The following is a 24,355-nucleotide window of genomic DNA, read 5'->3' as shown; positions in this document are numbered from 1 at the left end:
CGAATCCTCTCTCTAGAGCTGAATTCTCTCTGTACGCTGAAAAATCTACCTCAACATCCATGAGGGGAAACAAAGAACGATTTTTAAAGCGTATCCGAAAATCTTGTTTAAGAAATCACTTTTGAGGGGTTCATCTATGTTTAACTTAGGATTTAAATCTTCTATCGAACTTTACACAATCTTTGCAATGGTGATTCGTTTGGGATTCCCTGTGTCCAAGTATTTAAAAATTTCAATAAATCTGTAAATAAAGAGGTATTACAGCTTAGAATACAGATCACTTGTGAGCAGCACTGCATCCGGCAGTCATAAAAACTCTAATTGCAGAAATAACTATTTTTGGGCATAATATAAAGCCTGTGCCCGTCCTAGATCATGTTGGATACATTAGGTGCTTCGGCGTTAGCCAGATCAGGAACAATGGGTTCCGATCTGATTTCCATGGATTCCGATCAACCCAAGATCCTCGTTGTTGACGATCATCCCTCTAGTCGGATGACGGCTGTAGCTCTTTTATCGGTTGAAGGCTACGAAGTAGTGGAGGCAGAAAGTGGACCGATTGCACTCAAGCGTGTAGTTGAGTGCAGCCCAGATTTAATTCTCCTGGATGTCATGATGCCAGGGATGGACGGGTATGAGGTATGTCGGCGTCTCAAGGAAGACGAACAAACTCGCCTGATTCCAGTTGTCTTTATCACCGCGCTCAATGATAAGCGATCGCGGATTATGGGCATAGAAGCTGGAGGCGATGATTTCTTAAGTAAACCGTTTGATCGCCTAGAGCTTGCCGCACGAGTCAAGTCCCTCGTCCGTCAAAAGCGCCTCAATGAAGATTTAGACCACGCCGAACAGGTTTTGTTCTCGATGGCCAGAGCGGTGGAAAGCCGCGACCCCAATACGGGCGACCACTGTGAGCGACTGGTCGCCATGGGCAAAGCCTTTGGGGAATACATCCAGCTACCCCGAACGGACATTCGGAATCTGATGTGGGGTGGCTATCTCCACGATATCGGCAAAGTGGGAATACCCGACGCCGTGCTGCTCAAAAAAGGGTCATTTACTCCCGAAGAACGGGAGATTATGAATAATCACGTCTTGATTGGCGAAAAAATCTGCAAGCCATTACGCTCGATGCGGGGTGTACTGCCGATTATTCGTTATCACCACGAACGCTGGGACGGGACGGGTTATCCGGATGGTTTAGAGGGGGAGGAAATTCCCTATCTGGCGCAAGTGTTTCAATTCATCGATATCTACGATGCTTTGACCAGTGAGCGTCCTTACAAACGAGCCTTTACGGTAGCAGAGGCTTTAGAAATTATGGCTCAGGAAACCCAACGAGGTTGGCGAAACCCTAAACTCTCCCAGCAATTTACGGAATTTATCCACGCCTCTCATCTAAGAGACTCAGCGCAATCCGGTCTTTCATTATGAAGCGAAGCGCCAGCCGCCAGTTGCTCCGTTGAATATCAGGGATACAAGATTTGTCTATGTTTCCTCTAACTGTTATCATCAGTGAGCAAAATTTTGAAAACTGATAGCTGAAAGCTGATAGTACATCATGGTTGCAGTAGCAATTCTAGCAGCAGGACGCGGGACGCGGATGAAATCTGACCTGCCTAAGGTCTGTCATACATTGGGTTCTCTGTCACTGGTTGAACGAGTGCTCAAAAGTTGTCTCTCATTGGCTCCCTCGCGACTCCTCGTGATTGTCGGCTATCAGAGTGAACGGGTCAAACAGTCTCTGGCAGCCTATTCAAATGTGGAGTTCGTCGAACAGACGGAGCAACTGGGAACCGGTCATGCGGTGCAACAACTCCTACCCCACCTCGACGGCTTTACAGACGACTTACTCATTTTGAACGGAGATGTTCCTCTGTTGCGATCGAGCACAATCAAACAGCTATTAGAAACCCATCAAGCGCATCAGAATGCTGCAACCCTCCTCACCGCCCACTTGCCCAATCCCCAAGGTTATGGGCGGGTTTTTTGTGACGATCAAAATTTGCTGAATCAGATTGTCGAGGATCGGGACTGCACACCCGATCAAAAGCAAAATTGCCGCATCAACGCGGGGATTTATTGCTTCAACTGGCCCCAACTGGCAAAAGCGCTGCCGAAATTAGAGGCGAATAATGACCAGCAGGAGTATTACCTGACCGATGTGGTCAATTTCTTGGAGCCGGTGATGGCGGTGGATGTGGAGGATTACCAGGAGATTAGCGGCATCAATGACCGCAAACAGCTTGCCCATGCTTATGAGATTCTGCAATCGCGGGTCAAAGATGCGTGGATGGAACGTGGTGTGACTTTAGTCAATCCAGCCAGCATTACGATTGATGACACCGTGGAATTGCAGCCCGATGTGACCATTGAACCCCAAACTCATCTGCGGGGAACAACTCACATTGGCTCTGGTAGCCGCATTGGCCCTGGTAGCTTAATTGAAAATAGCCAGTTGGGTGAGAATGTCACGGTGTTGTACTCGGTGGTGAGTGACACTGTGGTCAAAGATGGCACCCGAATTGGCCCCTATGCTCATCTGCGGGGTCATGTGGAAGTAGGGGAATCCTGCCGAGTGGGCAATTTTGTGGAATTGAAGAATACCACTTTGGGCGATCGCACGAATGTGGCTCACTTATCTTACTTGGGAGATGCACAACTAGGGAATAAAGTCAATATTGGTGCAGGTACGATTACGGCTAACTACGATGGAGTGAAGAAACATCGTACCCAAATTGGCGATCGCACAAAAACTGGCTCCAACAGTGTCCTGGTTGCACCCGTAACCTTAGGGCAAGATGTCACGATTGCCGCCGGTTCTACTGTAACTGACGATGTACCGGATGATTGCCTTGTGCTTGCGCGGGCAAGGCAGATTGTTAAACCCGGTTGGCGGTTAAAAACTCAAACCGAAAAATCATAAGCGTAGGGGCACGACAATGTCGTGCCCTCATCACCATTGTCAATCGATTGGGTGCTGCTTAACGGGTTTGTGCCTACAAACAGTAATCTTTCCATCCAGTTTGTTCATCACACCCCCAAGGGGAAACCCCTCTGTGATTAGCCGAGGGCTAGTTCGCTATTCGCGAGCGTACCTCTAGGCTAATGCCTAACCCCGCTAGCCTGAACGGTATCCATCACAAAATTTCGCAGCACACCGAACACGGCGGGGATCACAATATGTCCCATGTCAAATTCCTGATACTCCACGCTGACACCCGCCGCTTTTAGAGTTTCTCTGGCACTTTGAGCGGAACTCAGAGGCACCATCTGGTCTTGCCTACCATGCACAATTAAGACGGGTGGGAAGGAATTTCCAGATATTGGCGTTGGCTTGGAGTGCAGATAGCCACTCATACAGATTAACCCGGCCAGAGGCAACGTTAGACCCACTTCCAGTGTCATTGCGCCACCTTGAGAAAATCCAGCTAACACAGTACGTGACAGGGGAACCCCAGTGCGATTCTCTAGAGACTTCAGCCAGTCTGTAAGCTGCTGCCGACTCGCCGTTAAGCCTGGATCATCCTGACTTCCTAGTTTGTACCACATCCTACCTCCATAGGGATGGGAGTAAGGAGCGTCGGGGAACAGAAACTGGTATTCGGGAAGAGCGAACATGGGTGAAAAAGGTGCCAACTGTTGGGAGTTGCCCGTAAAGCCATGTAAGCAAACAACCAAGCCGACGGGTGTTTGACCCTTTGCCGGAGGAACTGAGATGAAATTTAAAGACAAGGACTGATCTCCAACAAATCCAACGAAGCTACCTCATTATTTTGGTAGGGTGGCGGTTGCCTTGCCATCACCAAGAAGGCGTAAGTTGTAAGAGTCTGGAGTGGCTTATTGTCAGTCGCCTAATTCAGGATGGGATCGTTGCGCCCCGGCTGTATCGAATAATACAGACTTTGTCTTGAGTTTTGACATCTGCCCCGATGAGGGAGTTAGAATAGATTGCTTTATCCTCCAGTGGATGAAGTAGAGAGAAAACAGCTAGACAAAACACTGAGTACGGAAGCCAAAGTTTTTAATTTTGAAATAATTTGCGAGAAATATCATGAAACTGACTAGAGTTTATTCTTGCCTCACTCTAGGTTTTTTGACAATATTTACTATAGGATGTTCTGCAAGTAATCCTAATAAAAACGTCGTGGATTTATCCACCAACTCTGCAAAAGCGGATGAACAACCCGTTGTAAAAAACCAAGACAATACAGCTAAAGAGTCAACAAAAAATACTGAGCAAGAGGCTTCTAGGGATATAGAGTATAGCCCAAGTAGTCCTGAGGACATCGAACAGGCTCAGGGGCAAGCTGGATTTATTGCATGGATTAGGTATGCCAACATTCCTTTTTGGGTTAGAAAAGAATTTTTCAATCAAGGATTAAACAAACGGTATAGTTTTTTGTTTAGAGATATACGGCCTTTGTATTTAAGAGGAGATTTTAACGGCGATCGCAAACCTGATATTGCTGTAATACTCAAAGATAAAACGCCTAAAAATAACGCTTTCTCAGTGATGGCAATTTTTCATGGTGGCACGAAAAAAGTAATTGTAATCGACGACCTGAATAAATTAGGTGCCGATGATATTTGGGAAGTTGTTTCTAGGGAAGAAAATCAATATGTCAGGATACCTGCGTCCGCCAAAGGAGAAGGTATTTCGATGGCAAAAGCCATGTCAGCTAGTCGATTGATCTATTGGGATGGAAATCAATATCAATCTGCTCAGACTAGCGATTAAGGTGGAAAGCTTTTTTGTGCGTTATGGTTCCGAGAGTGCGATCTCGTCAGGTTAAATTAAAACTCTTAAGCAGAATCCACAACAAAAATCCCCACCCTCCGAGGGCAGGGATGCTTCAATTTTCACTGACAAACCCTAAGACACAAAACCGATGAGCTCCTCATTTTGCCATTCCAAAGTGTCTCCAATTTGATGACCATCATGGTAGGCCGCAAGCAAAACTTGACTGGTTTTACCCCAGGCGATCGCACCCGTTGCATCCAGCGCGATCGCACCAAAATCTCGCCCATGTTCTTTGGCTTCTGTAAACGAACGCTGCATCGCCTCAACCAGGGATAACCCGTCGGTGACACGCACCACAATCCGCGCCGCCAAACACTCATCAATGATATCTTCCCCAATTCCCGTACAGCTTACCGCTGCATGGCGGGAGGCGTAATTGCCCGCAGGCATTGCCGAATCACTGACGCGACCAATCCGTTCAAAGCCTTTGCCACCCGTCGATGTCCCTACTGCCAAACGCCCCTGACTATCCAACACCACAACCCCAATCGTGCCGCGTCCATCTTCCGAAGCCGTCACCAGTTCTTTTTCGGCAACAACTCCCGCCATCTCCTTCTCAAAATTGCCCTGCCGTTCTAGCATCCACTCCTGCAACCGGAGGTCAGTCAAGGGATTATAAGTAGGAGTATTGAGTTCTCGCATCAATTCGCCTGACCCATAGTCCGAGAGTACGCGATCGGGGGAGCTTTGTAAGAACTCTGCCAAATTAATGGGATTTTGGACTCGCGAAACATTAATCACTCCGCTGAAGCGCTGGACACTCCCCTGCATCAACGACGCACTCATGCGGATTTGCCCATCCGATTGCAGCACTGAACCCGTCCCTGCATTAAAGCGAGGGTCATCCTCCAGCAATTGGCAGCCTAGTACCACAGCCTCAGCGGCATCAGCACCCGTTAACAATAAAGAGTACACCTCTTCAATAACTTTATAGAGCGACTTGCGGACAACATCAGCTCCCGCTTTGCCTTTAAGAGAACTACCAGCACCGCCGTGAATAATAAGTTTAGGTTGCATCTGTTCTGTATTAACTGTGAGCCATTGAAAGGTTAAGATTTTTACTTTAATCGCAAAGTATTCGTTGGGCGAGGCTGTCCTATTGCCCCAATCTTTGTGTCATGAGGCTTTGCAGCATCTTTTGAGGAATGACCTTAACTCGCTTTGGACTTACGCCTGCGACAGCGTTCTGAACAGTATTTCACCTCATCCCAACAATCCGCCCATTTTTTGCGCCAAGTGAAGGGAAGTCCGCAGACGGGACAAGTTTTCTGAGGCAGGTCAGATTTGGAACGCTGGCGTGCCATGCTAAGTTGGCGGTAAAATTACTGGTCTAATTGTAAAAAACTGTTAATCAATTTGTAAATAACGATGTAAATGCTGGATGCCAATCGCCTCGGCTTAGGGGCTGACGAAGCTAAGGGAGTGACCCTAGATGACATCCTCCAATCCGGATGGGGGAGAACTTGAAATGAAATTAGAGAACGTCAAGATTATCTTAGTCGAGCCAGCCGGTCCGTTGAATGTGGGTTCTGTGGCGCGGGTCATGAAGAATATGGGACTGCATCAATTGGTGTTAGTCAATCCTCAGTGCGACCCGTTAGGAATAGAGGCACGGCAGATGGCGGTTCATGGCGGGGATATTTTGGACGCTGCCCAGCAAGTGCCAACGCTACCAGATGCCTTAAAGGGGTGTCAACGTGCGATCGCCACCACAGCTCGTAGCCGTGCCCTACCCACGCCACTCGAACACCCTAGAACAGCACTGCCTTGGTTATTAGAACCAGGCATCACCTCGGCCTTAATTTTTGGTCGCGAAGACCGGGGATTGAGTAATGTTGAGCTCAACTACGCCCAGCGATTTGTCGGCATTCCTTCTAGTTCCGAATATGCTTCGTTAAACCTGGCCCAAGCTGTGGCGATTTGCTGTTACGAAATTTACCAAAGTACTCAAACATTATCCTCCCCTGTGCAAACGCTGAATCGAGTCCCCCCTCCCCACCCGGAAGAAACGGCTCCATCAGAAGTTTTGGAAGGTTACTATGAACACCTGGAAACGGTATTGTTAAAAATCGGATATCTTTATCCCCATACCGCTCAATCCCGCCTAGAAAAATTCCGGCGACTCTTGAATCGAGCAACGCCAACCCCAGCGGAGGTGACGATGCTTCGAGGAATTCTCCGTCAGATGGAATGGGCGCTCCAATCTCTACCAAAATCTGATGTTGGGGAGGATGACCCGTCTCAGGAGTCTTAAAATAGGCGGAACCTGATCAATTAAATGTTAAATTCAGTGGGTCAACAGTCTATAAAAGAAATTAGGTAGGTCGATGAAACAAACATGATAAGTTGTGTTCAGTTATACCTGCCTGCTTAGTGGTGTTGGAGGTGTGATTCGGTGGCAGCGTTTATAGGTAATAGAGGTCAGTCAGAAAATTCTCCAGTAGAACAACAAGAGCGGCGAATGCGATTGCGTCGTCGCCAGCGTCGAACCTTGCAAAAACAGATTTTTGAGCAGGAGGTACCTCCCCTACCCTCCCCCCAACCGCCTCAGCGGAGCTTTGGGCAGTCTATCCTGCGCCGATCGCCCACGGTGGCGAGGTCGACGCGACCTTATTTGGAGCCGCAAAGACCAGGGATTCCTCGACCCAAGAGGATACAGCCTAGCTCTTCCATCCATTCTTCTGTGCCGCCACTGCGACCGGTTTCTGCCATTAACCCTCAGCGACCGCCTACGACGCCTCAGGGATCAACGTTTCTACCCCATTCTGATCCCAGAGAATTCAGAACTCAAGCATCCGGATACCGCCGGGAAGAACAGGAAGCGAATTTAAGGGCGCGGCTGAATCCGTGGCAGGTTCAACCCAAAACCCCATCCGCCCCATCCCCCTTACCTAGGGTGGCAGGCCAAACGCCCAAATCTCTAGACGCGAACGTGGGGGCTAAAGGACGTGATGGCGCAAGCATACCAATCCGCCGGGAGGTTCGTGCAGAGGGTTCGGCGTTCTCACCGTTGAACTTTCTAAACAATTCGAGCAATCGTCGTCGGGAGCAGAACCCATCCCGAACGACAGCCAATGTCGCTGCCCCCATTCCAGAAGGGCAAACCAGTAACAGACGAGTTAGCGTTAAATCCGGCTCCCCAACCGCCAAAAGTCCAATCAAGGGAACAGCGAAGCGCCCGCCCAAACCAAAGCGTCCTGTACACCCGTTCGTTTATATCATTCGCCTGCTGATTCTAGGAATTGGGATTGGCGCGATCGCAGGGACACTGTTGTCGGCGTTACATCCAGCGACACAGGCGTCCGTTAAGGTCAATAATGACCCGGTTAAAACTCAAGTCAAAGAGACCCCCAGTCCTGTCAACCGGGTAACCCCCCTGGCGCTGAGTCAGGAAATCTTGCCGTTGAAATCCCAGCTACAAACCCTCGCCGCGAACAACCCTAAATTGCAACCGAGCGTCTTTATCGTTGACCTTGATACGGGAACTTATATCGACATCAATAGCCGCTCTCCCTTGCCTGCTGCGAGTACGATTAAGTTGCCCATTTTGGTGGCTTTATTTAAGGACGTTGATGAAGGCAAAATTCGCTTAGATGAAAGCTTAACCCTGCAATCGGAAATGATTGCCACGGGTTCGGGCAATTTGCAGTACCAAAAGCCAGGAGCCAAATTCACGGTTCTGGAGTTGGCTACGAAAATGATCACGATTAGTGATAATACGGCGACGAATATGCTCATCGCTCGCCTTGGGGGTATAGAGGCACTCAATCAACGCTTCCGTGCTTGGGGATTGACCACAACGGTTCTCCGTAATGTTTTACCAGATTTAGAGGGTACGAATACCGCTAGCCCTCAGGAACTTGCGGCTTTGATGGCCATGATCAATCAAGGGCAGCTAGTGTCGTTGCCATCGCGCGATCGCATTCTCAGTATCATGCAGAGCAATGAAATCAACTCTCTCCTGCCCCAAGGATTAGGGAGTGGTGCCATCATTGCCCATAAAACCGGCAACATTGGCGCATTGCTGGCGGATGTGGGCTTGGTGAATATGCCCAGTGGCAAGAGCTACATCATTTCCGTAATGGTGCAACGTCCCTTTAATGATGACAGTGCTCAAGAGCTGATTCGCAAGATTTCTCAAACGGCCTATCAGTATTTCAATCAACCTCAAGTCAGTCCGAGTACAAGCTCCATGCCTTCTGATACGACAGCAACCGGAAACCGTTCTGTTGCATTAGACCATTAGGGACTGCCTAAATATAATATCGCCAGGTTGCGTAAAGGCACGGAATCATGAGTTTTGACATGAGCAAGCGGAGCCTCAGAACTAGACCGAGTCGGAAAAAACTGGGTTCAATCAGACAACAAAAAAGATAAACCCTTCTCTACCCCTCTCTACCCTCCTCTCTGGGCGTCCTCTGCGCCTGGAGTGGTTCGTTAACAACCATCATTTCCAGCTCTTACACCAACTCACTCCCACCTCCAACCCATACTCCAAGACAAAATCAAGCCAAACTCGGTAACTCCGACGCCGTCAACTGATCCAGAGACTGCCAGATTTTAGGCAACAGAGCATCTAAACCCATTTGAGCCACCGCTGAAATCTGAAAAACAGGCACCTGAGTCAACTGATTCAACTGAATCGCCAAAGCCTCAGCCGTCTCTGCATCAACCGCATCAACCTTATTGAGAGCCAGAATTTGAGGACGGTCTGCTAACCCTCTACCATAAGCATGTAACTCCTGCTGAATCGTGTGATAATTGCCAATTGGGTCCTCCGCCGTCGCATCAATTAAATGCAGCAACAAACGAGTACGCTCAATGTGACGCAAGAAATCGTGCCCCAATCCCGTCCCCAGATGTGCCCCCTCAATTAACCCAGGAATATCCGCAAAAACAGTGCCATCCCCATTCGGTTTACGCACAACACCCAAATTCGGTACCAGGGTAGTAAAAGGGTAATCCGCAATCTTCGGTCGTGCGGCGGAAAGTGACGCAATCAAGGTAGACTTTCCGGCATTAGGCAGGCCAATAATACCCACCTCCGCCAACAGCTTCAACTCCATACGCAAGCGGCGATGTTCTCCCGGAAGCCCAGGTAAAGCATACTCCGGTGCTCGGTTGCGATTGCTTAAGAAATGCTGGTTCCCCAAGCCTCCCTTACCGCCTTTTGCCACACAAAACGTTTGTCCCGGTTCCACCAAATCTACCAGGACTTCATCCGTATCGGCATCATAGACCATCGTGCCGCAGGGAACTTGAATTGTGCGATCATTGCCATCTGCGCCAGTGCGATTATTGGGGCCTCCACGTCCGCCATTTTCGGCTTCAAATCGATGAGCATACCGAAAATCCAGCAGCGTTTGCAGGTTCTCTACCGCCCTTAAAAGGACATCACCACCGCGCCCGCCATTGCCGCCAGACGGCCCCCCCGCAGGCACATACTTCTCCCGCCGAAACGCAACGATTCCATCGCCGCCCTTCCCGGCTTCCACTTCCACTTCGGCTTGATCAATAAATTGCATAGTTCGTTCGTTGTGAAGGGTTACAGCTTGGCAGGCTAGCCAGTTGAAAGTTAAGGTTTGAACCTTAAACGTTCCATCTTCAACTGTTTAACTCCTGACTCTTTAACAATACGGCGAAATATCTTCACCGATGTCATCCGCCAGATAGGATAACGCCCGGAAGCGCAAACCGACTAATTGCTCATAGAGGGGATTAAGCTTGCACATCGGCGGAATGTGGACAATTTTGCGACCAAATAGCTTCACATCCCGTTCAAACGGACACTGCGGCGGAATCATTTTGCAGATAAATCGTGCCACTCGTGGGTCGTGCATTTCCATGCCATCTAACCACTTCCGTACCGGTTGCAGAACATCCGAATGGGGGTGAGGTGACATTCCCGGTTGCTGAGCCTTGTCATGCGCCAAGTCAGCCGACCGACTTACCAAACGGTCGTCGAACAGTGTAATCTCTAAGGCATCTAGTACGTCTACCTTCAACTCCAACGCCTGACAAAACTCTTGAAGCACACTCGCTTCCGTAGCGGAATATACGCCATCCGCCAACGCCACCATCACAGCCGTTCTTAAAAAATTCTCTGCCGTTGCCGTATTTTTACCCAAAGCCGCTACGAGTTCCTCAGATTTAATCGGCTCATCCAACGACGGCCAATCTGTACTCGGAGCGAGTTCCGCTTGAGCGATTTGTGTCAATATCTCTTGCTCTTCGGGGTCAAAATGACCATCTGCCCAAGCAACCGTGAATAAACCTCGTAACCAAGCGGTGATTTGCTCTTGTGTGTAAGGAGAGTGAGTAATACTCGTCATAACCATCTCAATTAAGGCTACGGAGGTTATTGTATTAGCAAATCTGGGGAACGTCTCTAACCAATGTAAACTAAGAGACTGAAAAACTCCTACTCCTGCTACTTTCGTGACCTTAAAAGAATTCGGACTTTTTTTATTGGCCATTTTTACGAGCGCCGCCGGACAATTGTGCCTGAAATTCGGGGCAATGCGACTAGGGAAAGTAAATGCGACCAATTGGCTGGGTCATCTTTTGGGTGTGTTCACAACGCCAGAACTATTGCTTGGTTTATGCTTCTACGCGATCGGAGCGTTGGCTTATATTTTACTGCTCACACGGGTTAATCTCAGCGTTGCTGGGCCATCTGCGGCTTTGATTTACGTCTTTTCGGTCATGATGGGCTACTTTATCTTTCGAGAAGCGATTCCCTTGAGTCGGTCTATCGGCTTAGGTTTGATTATCTGTGGCGTCCTGTTGGTGATTTGGCAGAAATGATCACAATGTTCAGCCTAAAGACGGAGTTTTTTGGGATGTCATTTCTGATAATGGCAAGGACAAGACGCCATGGAGAATAAACCGAATCATGTGATTGAAAGTCGCCCACGATACATTCCTGGGTTTCGGTATTTCATCGTGGTCTTATTGCTGCTGGGAATATGTTTTCGATTTTACAATTTAGACCGAAAAAACTACTGGAATGACGAGGTTTACACCTCATTACGGATTTCTGGCTACACCAAAGCGGAGTTGCTAAAGCAAGTTACAAATCGTGCGATTGCCAGTCCAGAGTGGCAGAAGTATCAGCAATTCACGCCGGAAAAAAACTGGGGTAATGTACTCGATTCGCTGATTGAAGACGTTCATCCGCCGCTTTATATCCCGCTTGTCCGCCTTTGGGCGATGACGTTTGGTAGTTCCGTCTGGGTCATCCGCAGCTTATCAGCCGTCTTTAGTATTTTGGCATTTCCTTGTCTGTATTGGCTGTGTTTGGAACTGTTTGAGTCGCCACAAGTGGGATGGGTTGCGATCGCTCTCATGGCTATCTCCCCGTTTCACCTCCTGTATGCACAAGAAGCACGCCAATATAGCATGTGGACTTTCACTATTCTACTTTCTAGTGCCTCACTGTTGTGGGCGATGCGACACAAAAGCAAGTTAGGTTGGGTAATTTATGGAGCAACAGTAGCGCTAGGATTCTACACCCATTATTTCGCTCTATTCGTGCAGATTGCCCACGGCATTTATATCGCCGCCATTGAAGGCATTCGTCGCGGGAAAACCTTCATGGCTTACTTACTAGCCTGCTTTGGCGGTATACTGATCGGCCTGCCGTGGTTGCTCGTTGCCGAGAAGTTTGGGGGGGCAGAGTACACGGCTAGAAAAGTGCCTTTTTTTACGATTCCCCAACGCTGGGCACTCAATATTAGCTCCCTGTTTTTCGATGCTCAAATTGATTACCGCCAGCAACTTTTTGATGTTTGTTTTAATGATGGATTTCAGCTGCGTTGCAATGATGTGCAGCCTCAGTGGACAAGTTTATCCACCTACCTTGTTTTGCTGATTGTAATTTTAGTGGGATATTCTCTTTACTTTTTGTATCGCAAAGCCCCAAAGCGAGTCTGGATATTTGTCTTTTCTTTGATGGGTTCAGAAGTCCTATTTTTATTACTGCCCGACTTATTTTTTCGGGGGCAACGTTCGACTGTTGGTCGATACTTAATTCCGTGCTATATAGGAATTCAGATTGCTGTGGCTTACTTTTTTACAGTTAAAATCGCCTACCAATCTATTCAAGAATGGCAACAAAAATTATGGCGATTTATTTTAATTTTCTTAATTTCATTGGGAATTTTATCTTGTGCCATAAGTTCTCAAGCCGAGACATGGTGGATTAAATATAGTAGCTACTATGAACCTCAAGTCGGTAAAATTATCAATCGCTCAGTTGCTCCAGTTGTCGTTGTTGAAGACCCAATTCGTTTAATGGGTTTAAGCTATTTAGTCGCGCCTCAAGTCAAGTTTCAGCGAATAGATGCGAATAGCCCTGAAATTCCTAGCGGTTTCAGCGATACGTTTTTGTATCGACCGTCTCAACAATTACGACAAGAACTTGAGCAGAAGCAGCACTACAAACTACAACCGATTTACGAACAGGGGCATCTCTGGCGCATAGAAAATAGCCCATAGTCATTGCAGTTGATTGCATTTGAAAACCGTGATTAACTAACTGCGATCGCTCTCTATTGTTTGATTATCCGGCGGTAGCGCTCGCTTAAAAAACGCGACGAGTTCGCTTGAATCATTCACCACTGAAATTAATTCCCAACCCAAGTCACCCAGGTGATTCATGTTTCGCCAAATACCAGCGGATGTTTGATACTCCCCCTTGGGGTTAGCATAGACGGTTAGATACTCAAAGCGCTGCATCGTTTGTAGGTTCACGGCTGGGGTTAACTCCATCCTGATAAATCTGCGATCGCACGTTCCAATCCTGCAACCACCCGTGCCAAGCAATCATAGACCACTTTATCAGGGGTATCATCTAAAGTGTGATAATAGGGATAACGAAACGGAGCTGTATCCGTAATCATCAAACCTGGATAGCCCTGCTGCCAAAACGACCACTGGTCTGACCACCCCACGCCTGTAACAAAGCCCGGAAGCGCAGCACCCTCTGAGGGAAATTGGGTATGGCGGCGGAAAGAAGCAATCACCTCTCTCACCAATCTCCCAGAAGCCATATTGCCAATAAAGGCGATAAAGTTTCCCTGTAGTGGATAAAACGCCGAGAGGGGAGCAGGATAATTCTGGCTACCAATCTTGTCAGAGTAGTAACCCATTGTTTCCAGACTGAGCATGGCAACCACTTTTTCTTTGCGCTGTTTGCAGCGTTTGGCATAAACTAAACTACCCATATTTTCTGTCCAGAAAAAGGGAGGTTCTTCATTGACAAACTCGACAAACCGTAAGGTACGGGAAGGTTTTTTACCCGCAAACAGACGCGCCCACTCCAATGTCGCGACAGCACCCGTACCATTATCGTTTGCCCCAGGACTACCAAACACCGAGTCATAGTGACCACCCACAATCACAATTTCATTGGCTCGGTCAGTACCCGGAATTTCGACTTCAAGATTGTAGTAAGTTTGGTTGTCAACAGTATATCCCTGCTGTTGCACTGGATATCCCGTCGTAGCCAAGGAGGATTTGAGGAAATCCGCCGCCGCTGTCAAACTTTTGTAGGTTAGGTAATTCCGTTGTCCAATTTCACCAGCCAGCTTCTCCAAATCTTGTCTCAAGGCGTTTCGTAGCGCCACTTCCTTTGGAGTCAACGACGGCAACGAGTCCCGAAAGCTTTCTCCTGGCATCTGAATCATGGCAAACCATCCCCAGCTAATGAGAATACTCAAAATAATAGCGAGAATCGTTAACCGAAGCAGTGCAGCTCGACTCACCCATTGCAGGCGCACCAGCAGATTTTTAGGTGTCTCACGCATCTTTTTTGGGAATGGACTTGGTCAGCAGCATTCTCATCCATACTGGCAGATTGATGATAGCGCCAGCAGCAACTCCACATACAGCAAAACTGCCTTATGTCATGCTGATTTAAAAGAGTTCGGGTGCATAGCGGGTTGATTAAAAAACTTATTTTTGAGGCATAAATTATGAGTCAAAGTTACTTAGATGTCGCACGACAAGGCAGGAATGGTTGGTGGCGTTATCTGTTAGGAATATTCTTTATTCTCTTCCTCTGGCTGGTTGTCGGAAGTATTGTTTTATTAATTGTTGGCAGTATCCTCTTAACTATCCATCTTAATCAAAGTGGATTGAATTCTGAAGCCTTGCAGCAGCCGTCTCAGCAGCAATTACTATCGTTTTTAAAAACTCCTTCTGTCGGAGCTTATGTCACTGTCAATATTCCTTTTATCTTTTTCGGGTTAGCTATATTTTTAGTGGTTATCGGGTTGCACCGACGCCCATTCCGTACCCTCATTAGTGCCGATAGCTCTGTTAATTTCCAACGCTTGTTCAGAGGATTTTTGGTTTGGTTTTTGATATCGACCATTCTCATCCCAGTGGACTATTTGCTAAATTCTCAAAACTATGTATTTTCTTTTAATCCAGGCCAGTGGTTTCTGCTCCTTCCCCTAGCTCTAGTACTTACCCCTCTCCAAACTTCAGCAGAAGAATTCTTTTTTCGGGGATATTTGCTTCAGGGATTAGGTCTACTTACCAGGCAACGGTTTGTACTGATTATTGTGAGTTCCCTTCTATTTGCAGTTCCACATTTTGCGAACCCAGAAATGCAACGAGGAGCCGTGTGGCTAGCCCTGCTCTATTTTGCATTTGGTGTGTTTTTGACTGTCATCACGTTAAAAGACAATAGACTAGAGTTAGCCTTAGGTGTCCACGCGGCTAATAATCTCCGTGTTTTGTTTATCAGTACCAAAGATTCTGCGCTTCCTGCTCCTGCAATATGGATCTTGAATGATCCAGGTGATCCAAGGCTAGATTTAGTTTTCTTTCTGATACAGAGTGCAATATTTTATTATGTGTTCTTTGGTAGACAAAAAAGCCATATCTAATAATTATTAGAGGCCAATAAAATGATTAGATTGAATCATTGGTTAGCTACACTAGGATTAACCGCACTAGGATTTTTTCTCCTAACATCTCCTCGTCTAGGTTTCTCTCAAACTGACCTTAATGCTCAGCTACGGCAAGCGTTATGCAGCCAAAATTGGGGACAAGCGATCGAAATTCTCGATCAGATGAAGAGTGCGGCAGACCCTCAATATAGATCGCAAATCAATCTGTACCGTGCGCGAGTACAAGTTTTAGCTAGGGAAAACGTTAAGCTTTCTAAATCCATAGATAATTGTTCCGCTCCATCTCCACCAAGTTCCGCTCCATCTCCACCAAGCTCAGCTCCAACTAATCCCTCTATTCCTCCTACACCGAGCCGTGATATTCCCCCAGCGCCCAGCACGAATACACCTCTGGCACCGAGCAGTGATTTTGCCCCGTCAGTGCTCCCTAACCTTCCCCCTCCACCTCCTCTGTAAGGGGCAATATGAGGAAAACAGTGCTGTATCATAGGCCAGGAGGCTACTCCGTTCATGATTGGGGTAGTCTGTGAGTCAATGGCACCAAAACCCGCGATCGCCTCTGTATCAAGTTGCCGAGCATTTAGAGTTGAGCCAACAATTTGCTAAACTTCAGCTTCTAGAGCTTAGATCAAAACAGGTTGAACTTTGGAATTAAGTAGGGACGATGGCAGCGCAGGAAATGCAGGGTCAACAGAGCATCCATCCGAGAGACTGGTCATGGCCATTCTGGCCTACTGTGCCACTCTATCCCTACGGCAGGCGGCGAACACTCCGCACAGAAGTGGTGAAGGACACCGTTTGGACGTTCGACCAGTTACAGGGCATCCTCTATGTTGTGGTGCCGATTCGCATGAGTGTCGTGAAGCTCGAAGCTGGGGGGCTTCTCGTTTATGCACCGATCGCACCTACAAGGGAGTGTATCCGGCTCGTCCAAGAGTTGGCCGATCAGCATGGCGATATTAAATACGTTATCTTACCCACCGTCTCTGGTATTGAACACAAGGTCTTTGTCGGCCCCTTTGCTAGGCGATTTCCGAACGCACAAGTCTTTGTCGCCCCCAACCAATGGAGTTTTCCGCTGAATCTTCCCTTGAGTTGGCTCGGCTTACCTCACAAACGCACTCATCGACTGCCAGATGAGTGCAGCAAAACCCCCTTTGCCTCCGAGTTTGAGTACGCCATACTCGGCCCCATCGAACTAGGGCCGGGGCGGTTTGAGGAAGTGGCATTTTTCCATAAGCGATCGCGCACGTTGCTCGTCACCGATTCTGTACTTTCCGTGCCGGAAGAACCACCTGCGATCATCCAACTTGACCCGTACCCCTTGCTGTTCCATGCCAAAGACCATGTGTTCGACATCGTTGAGGACACTCAGGCAAACCGCCGTAAGGGATGGCAGCGTATCTCACTGTTTGCCTTTTACTTCCGACCCAGTGCGTTGAATGTGGTCAAAATGGGCCAATCCATTCGCGATGCCCTCAAAGCGCCAGAGCGGTCAAAGAAGGCATATTTCGGTTGGTTTCCGTTCCAATGGAAGGATGGCTGGGATCGCTCATTCGATGCCCTGCGAGGGGGTGGGCGTTTGTTTGTGGCACCAATTTTGCAGACTCTTATTCTCAACCGGGCACCCAAGGAAACCCTCGACTGGGCCAATCAAGTCGCGAGTTGGAATTTCCAACGGATTATTCCCTGTCACTTTGACTCGCCGATTGAGATTAACCCCTATCAGTTCCGTCAGGCGTTCGCTTTCCTGGAGAAAAAAACCTCCGTAGGTGAGGGCTTAACAGGGAGTGGAACTCACCCCTTACCAGAGGAAGACTTTGAACTCCTGAGAGAACTTGATGAGAAACTGAACCGATTTCGTATTACGCCGCCCCCCCAGGAAAAGGTATGATATCTAATCCTTGGGTATCCTAAATAGTAGGTTGTTTTAACGCAGAGTTACCCAGAGGGTCGCAGAGTTTTTGCGGTTAAGATGTTAGCCTCTAACGGAACTTCGGCTTAGTAGAAAAGTAGCTCGATGAATTCTTCAGAATCGCGAGGCGGTGAGCTTCACATCGGCATATTTCCAAGCTTTCTCAAAGCGCTGTTGTACTTCTTGGGCTTCCTTGGTCTTTCCCTGTACCTGTAGGCTTTGTGCTAGTCCGTACAGTGACCAGCCATTATTAGGATAAATCTTTAAGTCTTCTCGATACATTTGCTCTGCCTCAGCTTTTCGGCCCACTTCTAGCAATATGGCTCCTAAAGACTGTCGCACTGGAGAATACCACAGGGGAGGATCGCCTTTGAGGTCATCATCGAGTTGAATGGCTGTTTTTAAGTGAGCGATCGCTTGTTCATAATTCCCTTGCTTAGTTGCTAACTCCCCTGCCAACACTTGGGATGCATTCTGGAGAATCTTCAGGTTAACCTCCCAGAGTTTAGTTTTGTCTGGAGCCTTTTCGGCGGCGATCGCATTCAATTGTTCGAGTTCCCTGGCGGCTTTCTCCAGTTGACCTTTTGCCGTAAATGCCATACCCCGTGCATAGTGCCACACCCCTGTGGGATAGATAAGATCTACAGGGGGAGCTGGTTGTGCCAAAATTTTATCCCACATGCCAAACTTGGCGAAGGCATAAAGTGGAAGTGAGTAATAGTGTTGCATGGTGCCACCCCAAGGCTCCCGCATTGACTTGGTGTCTGTCATCATTGCCGTGTATCGAGCCGCCTGAATCGCTACTTTACTCTCTCCTGCCATCATAGCGGCGTACCAGAGGAAGTAGTGATTGTGTACCATATAGGCCATGCGATAGAAACCGGAGACGGAGCGCTGGGTGGCGTACTCTTCGTCAGTTGCAATGGCGCGTTGGTTAGCAACCACTGCGTCGTGATAGCGCCCAACCTGGATATAGATATGGGATGGCATGTGAAGCAGATGTGCACTGCCAGGGACTAGATGGGCGAGGCGATCGGCGGCGGCAACTCCCAGTTCATGTCGCTTGGCTTCTACAGCATGAATGTAGAAATGGTTAGCCCCTACATGGTTAGGATTGCGTTTTAAAACCGACTCCAGGGTGGCAAGGAGTTCGGGAGTTCCCAGGTTGGGTTTACCATCCTCTGTCCAGTAATTCCAAGGCATGGTATCCATGAGGCTTTCTGCAAACAGAGTTGCAGCATCCAGATCCTTTGGATAGCGCTGTTTCACCTCTCGCATGGCGTTGACATACGCAACGTCGAGCGCAGAACGATCTTCAACGGGCTTCGAGGAGTAGCGTTGTGCCAATGCCTGGATGTAAGCTTTTTCTTTGTCGCTAGTATTTTGGCTCAGCTTACTTGCTGTGTGAATCGCATTCCAAGCTTCGGGCACGGCCTCAGCATCCATACTCGCGTTGATATTGGGTCCCAGGACAAGGGCAACCCCCCAGTAACACATGGCGCAGTTGGGATCGAGCCTTGCGGCCTCAAGGAAGGAGCGTTTTGCCTCTGCGTGATTGAACCCGTAGGCGAGGATAAGTCCTTGGTCAAAGTAGCGCTGGGCAAGTGGGATATTTGTCGAAATGGGATGATGGTAGTTGCCAAGATTAGCAAACAGCCGTGCTGTGGGTTCGGTGGACTCGATAGGACTACCACCAGACTCGGTAGCGATTAGCTTGGTTGGTGCCCCTTGGGCAATTGCTGACTCTAACACTTGATGGGAGCTCGCTGATAGTCCAATTGTTACTATTAGAGCCAAAATGAATAAGATTCGGTACACTTATACTCCTTTTATGTCCCTTTCAAGTTAATTTTTATCGCCTTACCTCCTGTGGTTTTTTGTGGAAATAATGGCGAGGCGAAGCACTCTTTTATCCCTTCCTTCGCATCCAACCGAAGTATATCCCTAGTCACCCAGATTTCTCACCAACAGGCATAGAAGATGAGGGGGATGGAGGAGATAAACGTCTTCTCATCGCGTTTGCCACCCACCGCAATCCCCGTAATCTTCGAGTCTTTAAGGGCGATGATTGAAGGATGAAGTGGCGATCGCCGCAATCCCATACACCTGTATTCCTTGTTTTCGTAAGATTTGGGCAGCCGCACGAACTGTAGCCCCCGTGGTGTAAATATCATCAATTAATAGCACGGGTGAGTTTGGCAGATGTTTGTGAAAGCCCTTGCCCATCCTAAAAGCATCGGTAAGGTTTTGTTCTCGTGCTTGCGCCGATAGACCAAATTGAGCGTCAGTTTCACGGATTCGTTCTAAACCCAGGGGTTGATGTTTGTAACCCGTGAAATCGCCAAAATTTTGAGCAATTAATTCTGCCTGATTGTAACCGCGTTTTTTCAGCTTGAGGGGGTGTAAGGGAATAGGTACCACGGTCAGTTTTTGCACCCGACTAGCAACGGGTGATTTTAGCCAAGCTTGAGCTAACCAATGACCCAAGGGACGAGCCAATTGGGGTTGATTGTCGTATTTTAGGGCTGCGATCGCACGTTTCAAAACACCACCATAATTTCCCCAGACAAATACAGGTAATTCTCCTTTCCAGCACTCACCCGGTGTGGTAGTTTGACAGCGTTGCAATTGTCGCCGACAGGACGTACAAAACTCGCCTTCCGCAGGGCGATCGCACAAGGGACACTTAGGCTGGAGAAAGAGCGCCAATAGCCCATCTTTTAGCCTTTCAATTGGCGTAGACATCGTGAATTCGTCCTAAGTCATAAGTGAGTTATTCGTTGACTACACCTACAAGCCCAAACTCTCCTGTGAGGAAGTGGAGTGACTCCAGCCCACTGTTTTCCTACAGTCATGTTCATGCGGGTTCAATAGAGGTTTTTGTGGGGGCACGATATTATTGTGCCCGTAGGATGTAGTGTATCTAACTCAAAACAACAATAGGACTTGTCTATAAAGTCCAAAATGTTTTAGCGTCTAATCTGAGCAAGGCTGCTCAAAAAACGAATGGCGAATTACCCATTGACTAGAATGACATGGCTTCCGGAGGAGCAATACCCGCTCCAGCTTTTACACCAGTTTGGCCCGATTGTAACCCCGGTTTATTGGTCTTTCCTGTACGCTCCGTTTTAGGAGAGGGTGCTGCCTGAGAAGAACCGGCGGGTTCAGGTGTAACCGATATCCCCGGAGAGGCTTGCTTGGACATTAAGCTGAGTCCACCTACAGCTCCCGCAATCAAAGCTGTGTAGCCGAGATACAGATGCATTGAATTGACTTGAAATTCGGGTACAGCGATGGAATTATGCCAGGAGGGAACAACCGCTTTTGACAAATCGGGTTCTGGGATAGAAGCGATTAGCGCCGCACCATTCAAACCCAAAGCATGAGCCATTCGACGAATAAAGCCGCGAACATACACATCCTCTGGCAACTCCTCAATGTGACCTGATTCTAGGGCCACAATGTGATGGGGTGGTACAAGGGTTTGGTTATGAAGTTGTTCAAGACTGAGCGATCGCGCTAAACGCGCCTCTAACAATTGTTGGCCCACTTTACGTAGCATCTCTCCCCGTTCTTGTGCTACTTTTCGGGCAGTCATTTCTGCCTTTGTGAATTTTTTGGGCAGCTTAGGCTCACCTGCCGGTTTATTGTTGAAGTTGAAGGGTTGGGTTGCTTCTTCTAAGGTTGCTTCTTCCTGCAAGTTTTCCCCCCAAGAATTATCCTCTACTCTCTGAGCAGCATCAGACTGCTCAGAGCCGGCTTGATGGATGTCTTGGGTAGACACGGGTATAACATTATACTGTTTGATCACCTGCTGGAAGGTCAACCGCACAGCCTCTCGCCCCACTGCCTTAACTAAAATTTGAGCGGTGCTAGACGCCTCGCCTAACATCGTTTGTAACCCAGCCATTGTGCGGCGGTAAACTTCGCTATTGATCAGTTCAGCTTCTATTTGATTGAGAATCAACCGCAATCCTTCCTGAGAAATTTCAATGGTCTGGTTGTCGATAACACCGTTACCATACGTAGGTTGCATTACCATAACTTTCTCTTGTTCCGTGCTTGAGTAAAACTACTTTTTCTTGAGCAACACAAGGGTGAGATAGGGGTGTAATCATGCCACCCACAGCAGTTGCCGATGAATAGACGAGGGGTTAGGCTATCTGAGTATTCTTTTCGGCAAGCTAGGTACGAATCCGGATATTTATATCAAAAATGAGCCTATGGGATAAGCCTTTCGACGATTGCCTAGATTGGGGCAGCGCCTATGCTCTGAAACGTAGCTCCTGCGATTGGGGACAGCTCATCGCTCAACTTGCATCTGTACCATCTATATAAGAGACATCTTCGATAATTAACCTCAAAGCCTTGTATTAAGGTGGCTGAATCTGAAGTTCCGGAGATGTCTAAGATGTAGGAAATCAGTGTAAAAATTTATGGTTGGATAGGAATTTATATACATCAAGATAGATGCCAAGTTTGTCAACCTTTCGATTCGGAAGGGAGAATAAGAAACTGCGCTCAAGAATAAGTGCAATCAGAGCAATGGTTTATGATGAGCAAACCCTACTCCTTAAATTCTCAAATATTGAGAGTTTTCTGTGCAATAGTTCTTACTCCTGTATTTCGTAGAAATGAAGTATGGTAGTTCACTACACAACCTAGAGCATGGCACAGTTATTATTAGTTACAAGTCAGAGCGGATTAAATGTCAGGATTTGCAGGAAATTCGGGCACAGGCACGGGAGTTCAGTCTTACCAATGCACGCCTGATTTTAACCCTCGACCACAACTGAATGCAGCCATTGTAATCACTTTTTGGGGTTATTTTAAAAAGCTTGAGCGCTACGAACCCCTAGCCCTAAAAGCTTTCTAGGAATCTAATATTGCTCGTGAGCCTGAATGCAACAATGGGCGGTGTCCTAATGGGTAGCCTGTCATTGCCTAAAAATCAAAAACCACCTCATACATTGAAGTGTGAGGTGGTCTTGAGAGAATTACCAGTGGAGCCTACGGGAATTGAACCCGTGTCCGCCCTGGGTATTGACCTCCCGTTCATTCACAGGCTTAGCCCATCTGACCCTCTGGGCGGGAACCATCCATTATCCCGGATGACAGGATGCTTTGGTGAAGTCTTTGCCAATAAACCGACCAAAGGCAGTTTACTAGCGCATCCGTTGGGGTTTGTCCATAGTCCTTAACGGAGTCAAACTATAGACGAGCGTACCTTTGTTAGAGGATTTTAAGCAGCGACAGCTACACGCTCAAACTTAACGATGTTATTCGCAGTTACTTTTTTGTTTGAGCCCGGTATTAACGAGAGAAGACTCACTCTCGACCTGTATCACGGGGCAGCTTTCGCCAACACGTCGAAACCTTTAAGGCCCCATGTCTTATATTCCTCCATTATAGTCCTTGATTGTAGTCAGCGTCACTAGAGTTTAGCTGAGAGAAGTCGTAATGACCCTACTTTGGTGGGAGTAATTAGGTGCAGGTACATAAAGTGAAAATGACTTAATTACCCAAAAGCCATTTTGCTGACTAAGGATTCATGTAAAAATAACTAGGACAACTTATCCCTCTTTTGTCACTCTGGTCAGAGTAAAATATTTTTGCTCCTGTGATTCTATCCATCCGGAACATAAGCTAGGATAATTTCTCGCTCTTTTAAAGCCAGCTTTATTAACTCAATTCGTTGTTGTCTCACCGTTTCTATATCCCAAGGCGAGTTGGCGAGATGCAGGATGTAACGATTGTGAGCTTTCTAGTCCTACGGCTCTCGCAATTGCAGGCAAAGATTTTCTTTTGATTTCTGAAATCATCCCTAAATGCAGGAACTTGAAACATTGTCATCGCTCCTCACTTCTGGAAACAGATTCTGGTAGACAGCACAGTACTGATCCACAAAGGAAACGGTAGCGTGAAGCGGAGCTAGCGCGTTAGCGCCTCGCATCTCTGGGTAAGTTCATGGCAAACTCCCATCTGGCAGGCGTTCTATTGGTCTTCTCTAATTTTAGTCTGACCAGAGTGACAAAAGAGGGTTAGCAATAGTTATCGTTCTCGACTCTGGAAGTTAAAACTCCAAGAATTTGCCGACGAGATTCAGAAAACGATTCATGTCTGCCATTTTCCTCCCGGAACAAGTAAATGGAATAAAATCGAGCATCGCTTGTTTTGCCACATTACTCAAAATTGGCGTGGTAGACCTTTAACTAGTTTGCAAGTCATGATTAATCTAATTCGCCATACTACCACCCAACAAGGATTACAAGTGGAAGCTAGGTTAGATGAAAATCGCTACGTTCCAGGTATCAAAGTTACAGACCAATAATTTAAGGCTATTGCCATTGAGCGCAACTCTTTTCGTGGTGAATGGAACTAGTTTTTCCATCTTAGTCATGGGTTGTATATACGGTAATCTATTACCCAAAACTTTCCAGTTTTAGGGTTGACATATATACAGCTTATTAACCCACTTTCCGCACCCTCTACTGTCACAATCGGCTTTCACGGAATTGTGGAAACTCAATTAGTCACTTTTTATACACAGAAGTCAGAAATTGGGCTTGCGATCGCAAGCCCAATTTCGCCAAACTCCCAAAATTCGTAGTGTGACACTTCAGGGTGCGGAAGGTGGGTATTAATCCTATACCGTCGTGCGAGTACGCGCGCCCGCTGCGCTATCGGATAACACCATGTTCATTACCGCTATAT

General features: G+C 47.6%; 21 protein-coding genes, 1 other RNA gene and 2 pseudogenes. 12 read left to right on the top strand and 12 right to left on the bottom strand.

Annotation, left to right across the window (positions count from 1 at the left end):
- Positions 1–375 precede the first annotated feature (375 nt).
- Complete coding sequence (locus tag NDI48_11855) at positions 376–1,434, top strand: two-component system response regulator (GenBank protein MEP0831899.1); 1,059 nt, start codon at positions 376–378, stop codon at positions 1,432–1,434.
- Positions 1,435–1,561: 127 nt separating this feature from the next.
- The gene (gene glmU / locus NDI48_11850; protein MEP0831898.1) at positions 1,562–2,926 is read left to right on the top strand and encodes a bifunctional UDP-N-acetylglucosamine diphosphorylase/glucosamine-1-phosphate N-acetyltransferase GlmU; all 1,365 of its coding nucleotides are present in this window, start codon (positions 1,562–1,564) and stop codon (positions 2,924–2,926) included.
- Positions 2,927–3,105: 179 nt separating this feature from the next.
- On the opposite strand, the gene NDI48_11845 is transcribed toward glmU, so the two are convergent.
- Positions 3,106–3,735 (bottom strand): alpha/beta hydrolase, encoded by a 630-nt coding sequence (locus NDI48_11845; GenBank protein MEP0831897.1) that lies wholly within the window; start codon positions 3,733–3,735, stop codon positions 3,106–3,108.
- 319 nt (positions 3,736–4,054) lie between these two features.
- Here NDI48_11845 and NDI48_11840 point away from each other — a divergent pair, with 319 nt between their 5' ends.
- A complete protein-coding gene (locus NDI48_11840) occupies positions 4,055–4,741 on the top strand; it encodes a hypothetical protein (GenBank protein ID MEP0831896.1) in 687 nt (228 codons plus the stop codon).
- A 135-nt stretch (positions 4,742–4,876) separates the two neighbouring features.
- On the opposite strand, the gene NDI48_11835 is transcribed toward NDI48_11840, so the two are convergent.
- The gene (locus NDI48_11835; protein ID MEP0831895.1) at positions 4,877–5,821 is read right to left on the bottom strand and encodes an isoaspartyl peptidase/L-asparaginase; all 945 of its coding nucleotides are present in this window, start codon (positions 5,819–5,821) and stop codon (positions 4,877–4,879) included.
- Between the two features lie 134 nt (positions 5,822–5,955).
- On the bottom strand, positions 5,956–6,108 hold the full coding sequence (locus tag NDI48_11830; protein ID MEP0831894.1) for a DUF2256 domain-containing protein: 153 nt from the start codon (positions 6,106–6,108) through the stop codon (positions 5,956–5,958).
- 128 nt (positions 6,109–6,236) lie between these two features.
- Here NDI48_11830 and NDI48_11825 point away from each other — a divergent pair, with 128 nt between their 5' ends.
- Both NDI48_11825 and NDI48_11820 read left to right on the top strand, forming a co-directional pair.
- Positions 6,237–7,058, top strand: coding sequence for an RNA methyltransferase (locus NDI48_11825; GenBank protein MEP0831893.1), 822 nt, complete (start codon positions 6,237–6,239; stop codon positions 7,056–7,058).
- Between the two features lie 141 nt (positions 7,059–7,199).
- Positions 7,200–9,050 carry a serine hydrolase gene (locus NDI48_11820; protein MEP0831892.1) on the top strand — a complete coding sequence of 617 codons (1,851 nt, stop codon included), beginning with the start codon at positions 7,200–7,202 and terminating at the stop codon, positions 9,048–9,050.
- Between the two features lie 259 nt (positions 9,051–9,309).
- Here the strand turns inward: NDI48_11820 and obgE are convergent, their stop codons facing one another.
- Positions 9,310–10,329 (bottom strand): GTPase ObgE, encoded by a 1,020-nt coding sequence (obgE, locus tag NDI48_11815; protein ID MEP0831891.1) that lies wholly within the window; start codon positions 10,327–10,329, stop codon positions 9,310–9,312.
- 102 nt (positions 10,330–10,431) lie between these two features.
- Positions 10,432–11,136, bottom strand: coding sequence for a TerB family tellurite resistance protein (locus tag NDI48_11810; protein ID MEP0831890.1), 705 nt, complete (start codon positions 11,134–11,136; stop codon positions 10,432–10,434).
- A 106-nt stretch (positions 11,137–11,242) separates the two neighbouring features.
- Here NDI48_11810 and NDI48_11805 point away from each other — a divergent pair, with 106 nt between their 5' ends.
- Positions 11,243–11,611 (top strand): EamA family transporter, encoded by a 369-nt coding sequence (locus NDI48_11805; GenBank protein MEP0831889.1) that lies wholly within the window; start codon positions 11,243–11,245, stop codon positions 11,609–11,611.
- A gap of 69 nt (positions 11,612–11,680) precedes the next feature.
- Positions 11,681–13,303 (top strand): glycosyltransferase family 39 protein, encoded by a 1,623-nt coding sequence (locus NDI48_11800; GenBank protein ID MEP0831888.1) that lies wholly within the window; start codon positions 11,681–11,683, stop codon positions 13,301–13,303.
- Positions 13,304–13,339: 36 nt separating this feature from the next.
- On the opposite strand, the gene NDI48_11795 is transcribed toward NDI48_11800, so the two are convergent.
- Complete coding sequence (locus NDI48_11795) at positions 13,340–13,576, bottom strand: hypothetical protein (GenBank protein MEP0831887.1); 237 nt, start codon at positions 13,574–13,576, stop codon at positions 13,340–13,342.
- A complete protein-coding gene (locus tag NDI48_11790; protein ID MEP0831886.1) occupies positions 13,567–14,613 on the bottom strand; it encodes a M28 family peptidase in 1,047 nt (348 codons plus the stop codon). The genes NDI48_11795 and NDI48_11790 overlap by 10 nt, the downstream gene beginning before the upstream one ends.
- A gap of 168 nt (positions 14,614–14,781) precedes the next feature.
- On the opposite strand from NDI48_11790, the gene NDI48_11785 reads away from it, so the two are divergent.
- From NDI48_11785 to NDI48_11775, 3 genes are all read left to right on the top strand, one after another.
- Positions 14,782–15,702 (top strand): CPBP family intramembrane metalloprotease, encoded by a 921-nt coding sequence (locus tag NDI48_11785; protein MEP0831885.1) that lies wholly within the window; start codon positions 14,782–14,784, stop codon positions 15,700–15,702.
- A gap of 21 nt (positions 15,703–15,723) precedes the next feature.
- On the top strand, positions 15,724–16,182 hold the full coding sequence (locus NDI48_11780; GenBank protein ID MEP0831884.1) for a hypothetical protein: 459 nt from the start codon (positions 15,724–15,726) through the stop codon (positions 16,180–16,182).
- A gap of 208 nt (positions 16,183–16,390) precedes the next feature.
- A complete protein-coding gene (locus tag NDI48_11775) occupies positions 16,391–17,620 on the top strand; it encodes a DUF4336 domain-containing protein (GenBank protein ID MEP0831883.1) in 1,230 nt (409 codons plus the stop codon).
- A 135-nt stretch (positions 17,621–17,755) separates the two neighbouring features.
- Here the strand turns inward: NDI48_11775 and NDI48_11770 are convergent, their stop codons facing one another.
- The 3 genes from NDI48_11770 to NDI48_11760 form a co-directional block, all read right to left on the bottom strand.
- On the bottom strand, positions 17,756–19,393 hold the full coding sequence (locus tag NDI48_11770; GenBank protein ID MEP0831882.1) for a tetratricopeptide repeat protein: 1,638 nt from the start codon (positions 19,391–19,393) through the stop codon (positions 17,756–17,758).
- Positions 19,394–19,696: 303 nt separating this feature from the next.
- Entirely contained in the window at positions 19,697–20,386 is a 690-nt protein-coding gene (locus NDI48_11765; GenBank protein MEP0831881.1) for a ComF family protein, read from the bottom strand.
- Between the two features lie 280 nt (positions 20,387–20,666).
- Complete coding sequence (locus tag NDI48_11760; protein ID MEP0831880.1) at positions 20,667–21,683, bottom strand: helix-turn-helix domain-containing protein; 1,017 nt, start codon at positions 21,681–21,683, stop codon at positions 20,667–20,669.
- 592 nt (positions 21,684–22,275) lie between these two features.
- On the opposite strand from NDI48_11760, the gene NDI48_11755 reads away from it, so the two are divergent.
- Complete coding sequence (locus NDI48_11755) at positions 22,276–22,437, top strand: DUF3105 domain-containing protein (GenBank protein ID MEP0831879.1); 162 nt, start codon at positions 22,276–22,278, stop codon at positions 22,435–22,437.
- A 205-nt stretch (positions 22,438–22,642) separates the two neighbouring features.
- Here NDI48_11755 and ssrA read toward each other — a convergent pair.
- Together ssrA and NDI48_11745 are read right to left on the bottom strand one after the other, a co-directional pair.
- Positions 22,643–23,029: a transfer-messenger RNA gene (gene ssrA, locus NDI48_11750) on the bottom strand.
- 331 nt (positions 23,030–23,360) lie between these two features.
- A pseudogene (locus tag NDI48_11745) lies at positions 23,361–23,594 on the bottom strand (hypothetical protein).
- Between the two features lie 90 nt (positions 23,595–23,684).
- Between NDI48_11745 and NDI48_11740 the strand changes: the two are divergent.
- Positions 23,685–23,969, top strand: a pseudogene (locus NDI48_11740) (ISAzo13 family transposase).
- Positions 23,970–24,355 lie beyond the last annotated feature (386 nt).

Origin of the sequence: Microcoleus sp. AS-A8, assembly GCA_039962225.1 — a bacterium.
Classification (GTDB): Bacteria; Cyanobacteriota; Cyanobacteriia; order Cyanobacteriales; family Coleofasciculaceae; genus Allocoleopsis.
The sequence above is the reverse complement of the archived record's forward strand: the minus strand, read 5'-3'. Positions and strand labels throughout refer to the sequence as shown.

Bases quoted from the DNA above. Each gene is read 5' to 3' on its own strand.
- NDI48_11855 (MEP0831899.1), top strand. From the start codon at position 376: ATGTTGGATACATTAGGTGCTTCGGCGTTAGCCAGATCAGGAACAATG.
- glmU (MEP0831898.1), top strand. From the start codon at position 1,562: ATGGTTGCAGTAGCAATTCTAGCAGCAGGACGCGGGACGCGGATGAAA.
- NDI48_11840 (MEP0831896.1), top strand. From the start codon at position 4,055: ATGAAACTGACTAGAGTTTATTCTTGCCTCACTCTAGGTTTTTTGACA.
- NDI48_11835 (MEP0831895.1), bottom strand. From the start codon at position 5,821: ATGCAACCTAAACTTATTATTCACGGCGGTGCTGGTAGTTCTCTTAAA.
- NDI48_11830 (MEP0831894.1), bottom strand. From the start codon at position 6,108: ATGGCACGCCAGCGTTCCAAATCTGACCTGCCTCAGAAAACTTGTCCC.
- NDI48_11825 (MEP0831893.1), top strand. From the start codon at position 6,237: ATGACATCCTCCAATCCGGATGGGGGAGAACTTGAAATGAAATTAGAG.
- obgE (MEP0831891.1), bottom strand. From the start codon at position 10,329: ATGCAATTTATTGATCAAGCCGAAGTGGAAGTGGAAGCCGGGAAGGGC.
- NDI48_11810 (MEP0831890.1), bottom strand. From the start codon at position 11,136: ATGACGAGTATTACTCACTCTCCTTACACACAAGAGCAAATCACCGCT.
- NDI48_11800 (MEP0831888.1), top strand. From the start codon at position 11,681: ATGGAGAATAAACCGAATCATGTGATTGAAAGTCGCCCACGATACATT.
- NDI48_11795 (MEP0831887.1), bottom strand. From the start codon at position 13,576: ATGGAGTTAACCCCAGCCGTGAACCTACAAACGATGCAGCGCTTTGAG.
- NDI48_11790 (MEP0831886.1), bottom strand. From the start codon at position 14,613: ATGCGTGAGACACCTAAAAATCTGCTGGTGCGCCTGCAATGGGTGAGT.
- NDI48_11785 (MEP0831885.1), top strand. From the start codon at position 14,782: ATGAGTCAAAGTTACTTAGATGTCGCACGACAAGGCAGGAATGGTTGG.
- NDI48_11780 (MEP0831884.1), top strand. From the start codon at position 15,724: ATGATTAGATTGAATCATTGGTTAGCTACACTAGGATTAACCGCACTA.
- NDI48_11775 (MEP0831883.1), top strand. From the start codon at position 16,391: ATGGCAGCGCAGGAAATGCAGGGTCAACAGAGCATCCATCCGAGAGAC.
- NDI48_11765 (MEP0831881.1), bottom strand. From the start codon at position 20,386: ATGTCTACGCCAATTGAAAGGCTAAAAGATGGGCTATTGGCGCTCTTT.
- NDI48_11760 (MEP0831880.1), bottom strand. From the start codon at position 21,683: ATGGTAATGCAACCTACGTATGGTAACGGTGTTATCGACAACCAGACC.
- NDI48_11755 (MEP0831879.1), top strand. From the start codon at position 22,276: ATGAAGTATGGTAGTTCACTACACAACCTAGAGCATGGCACAGTTATT.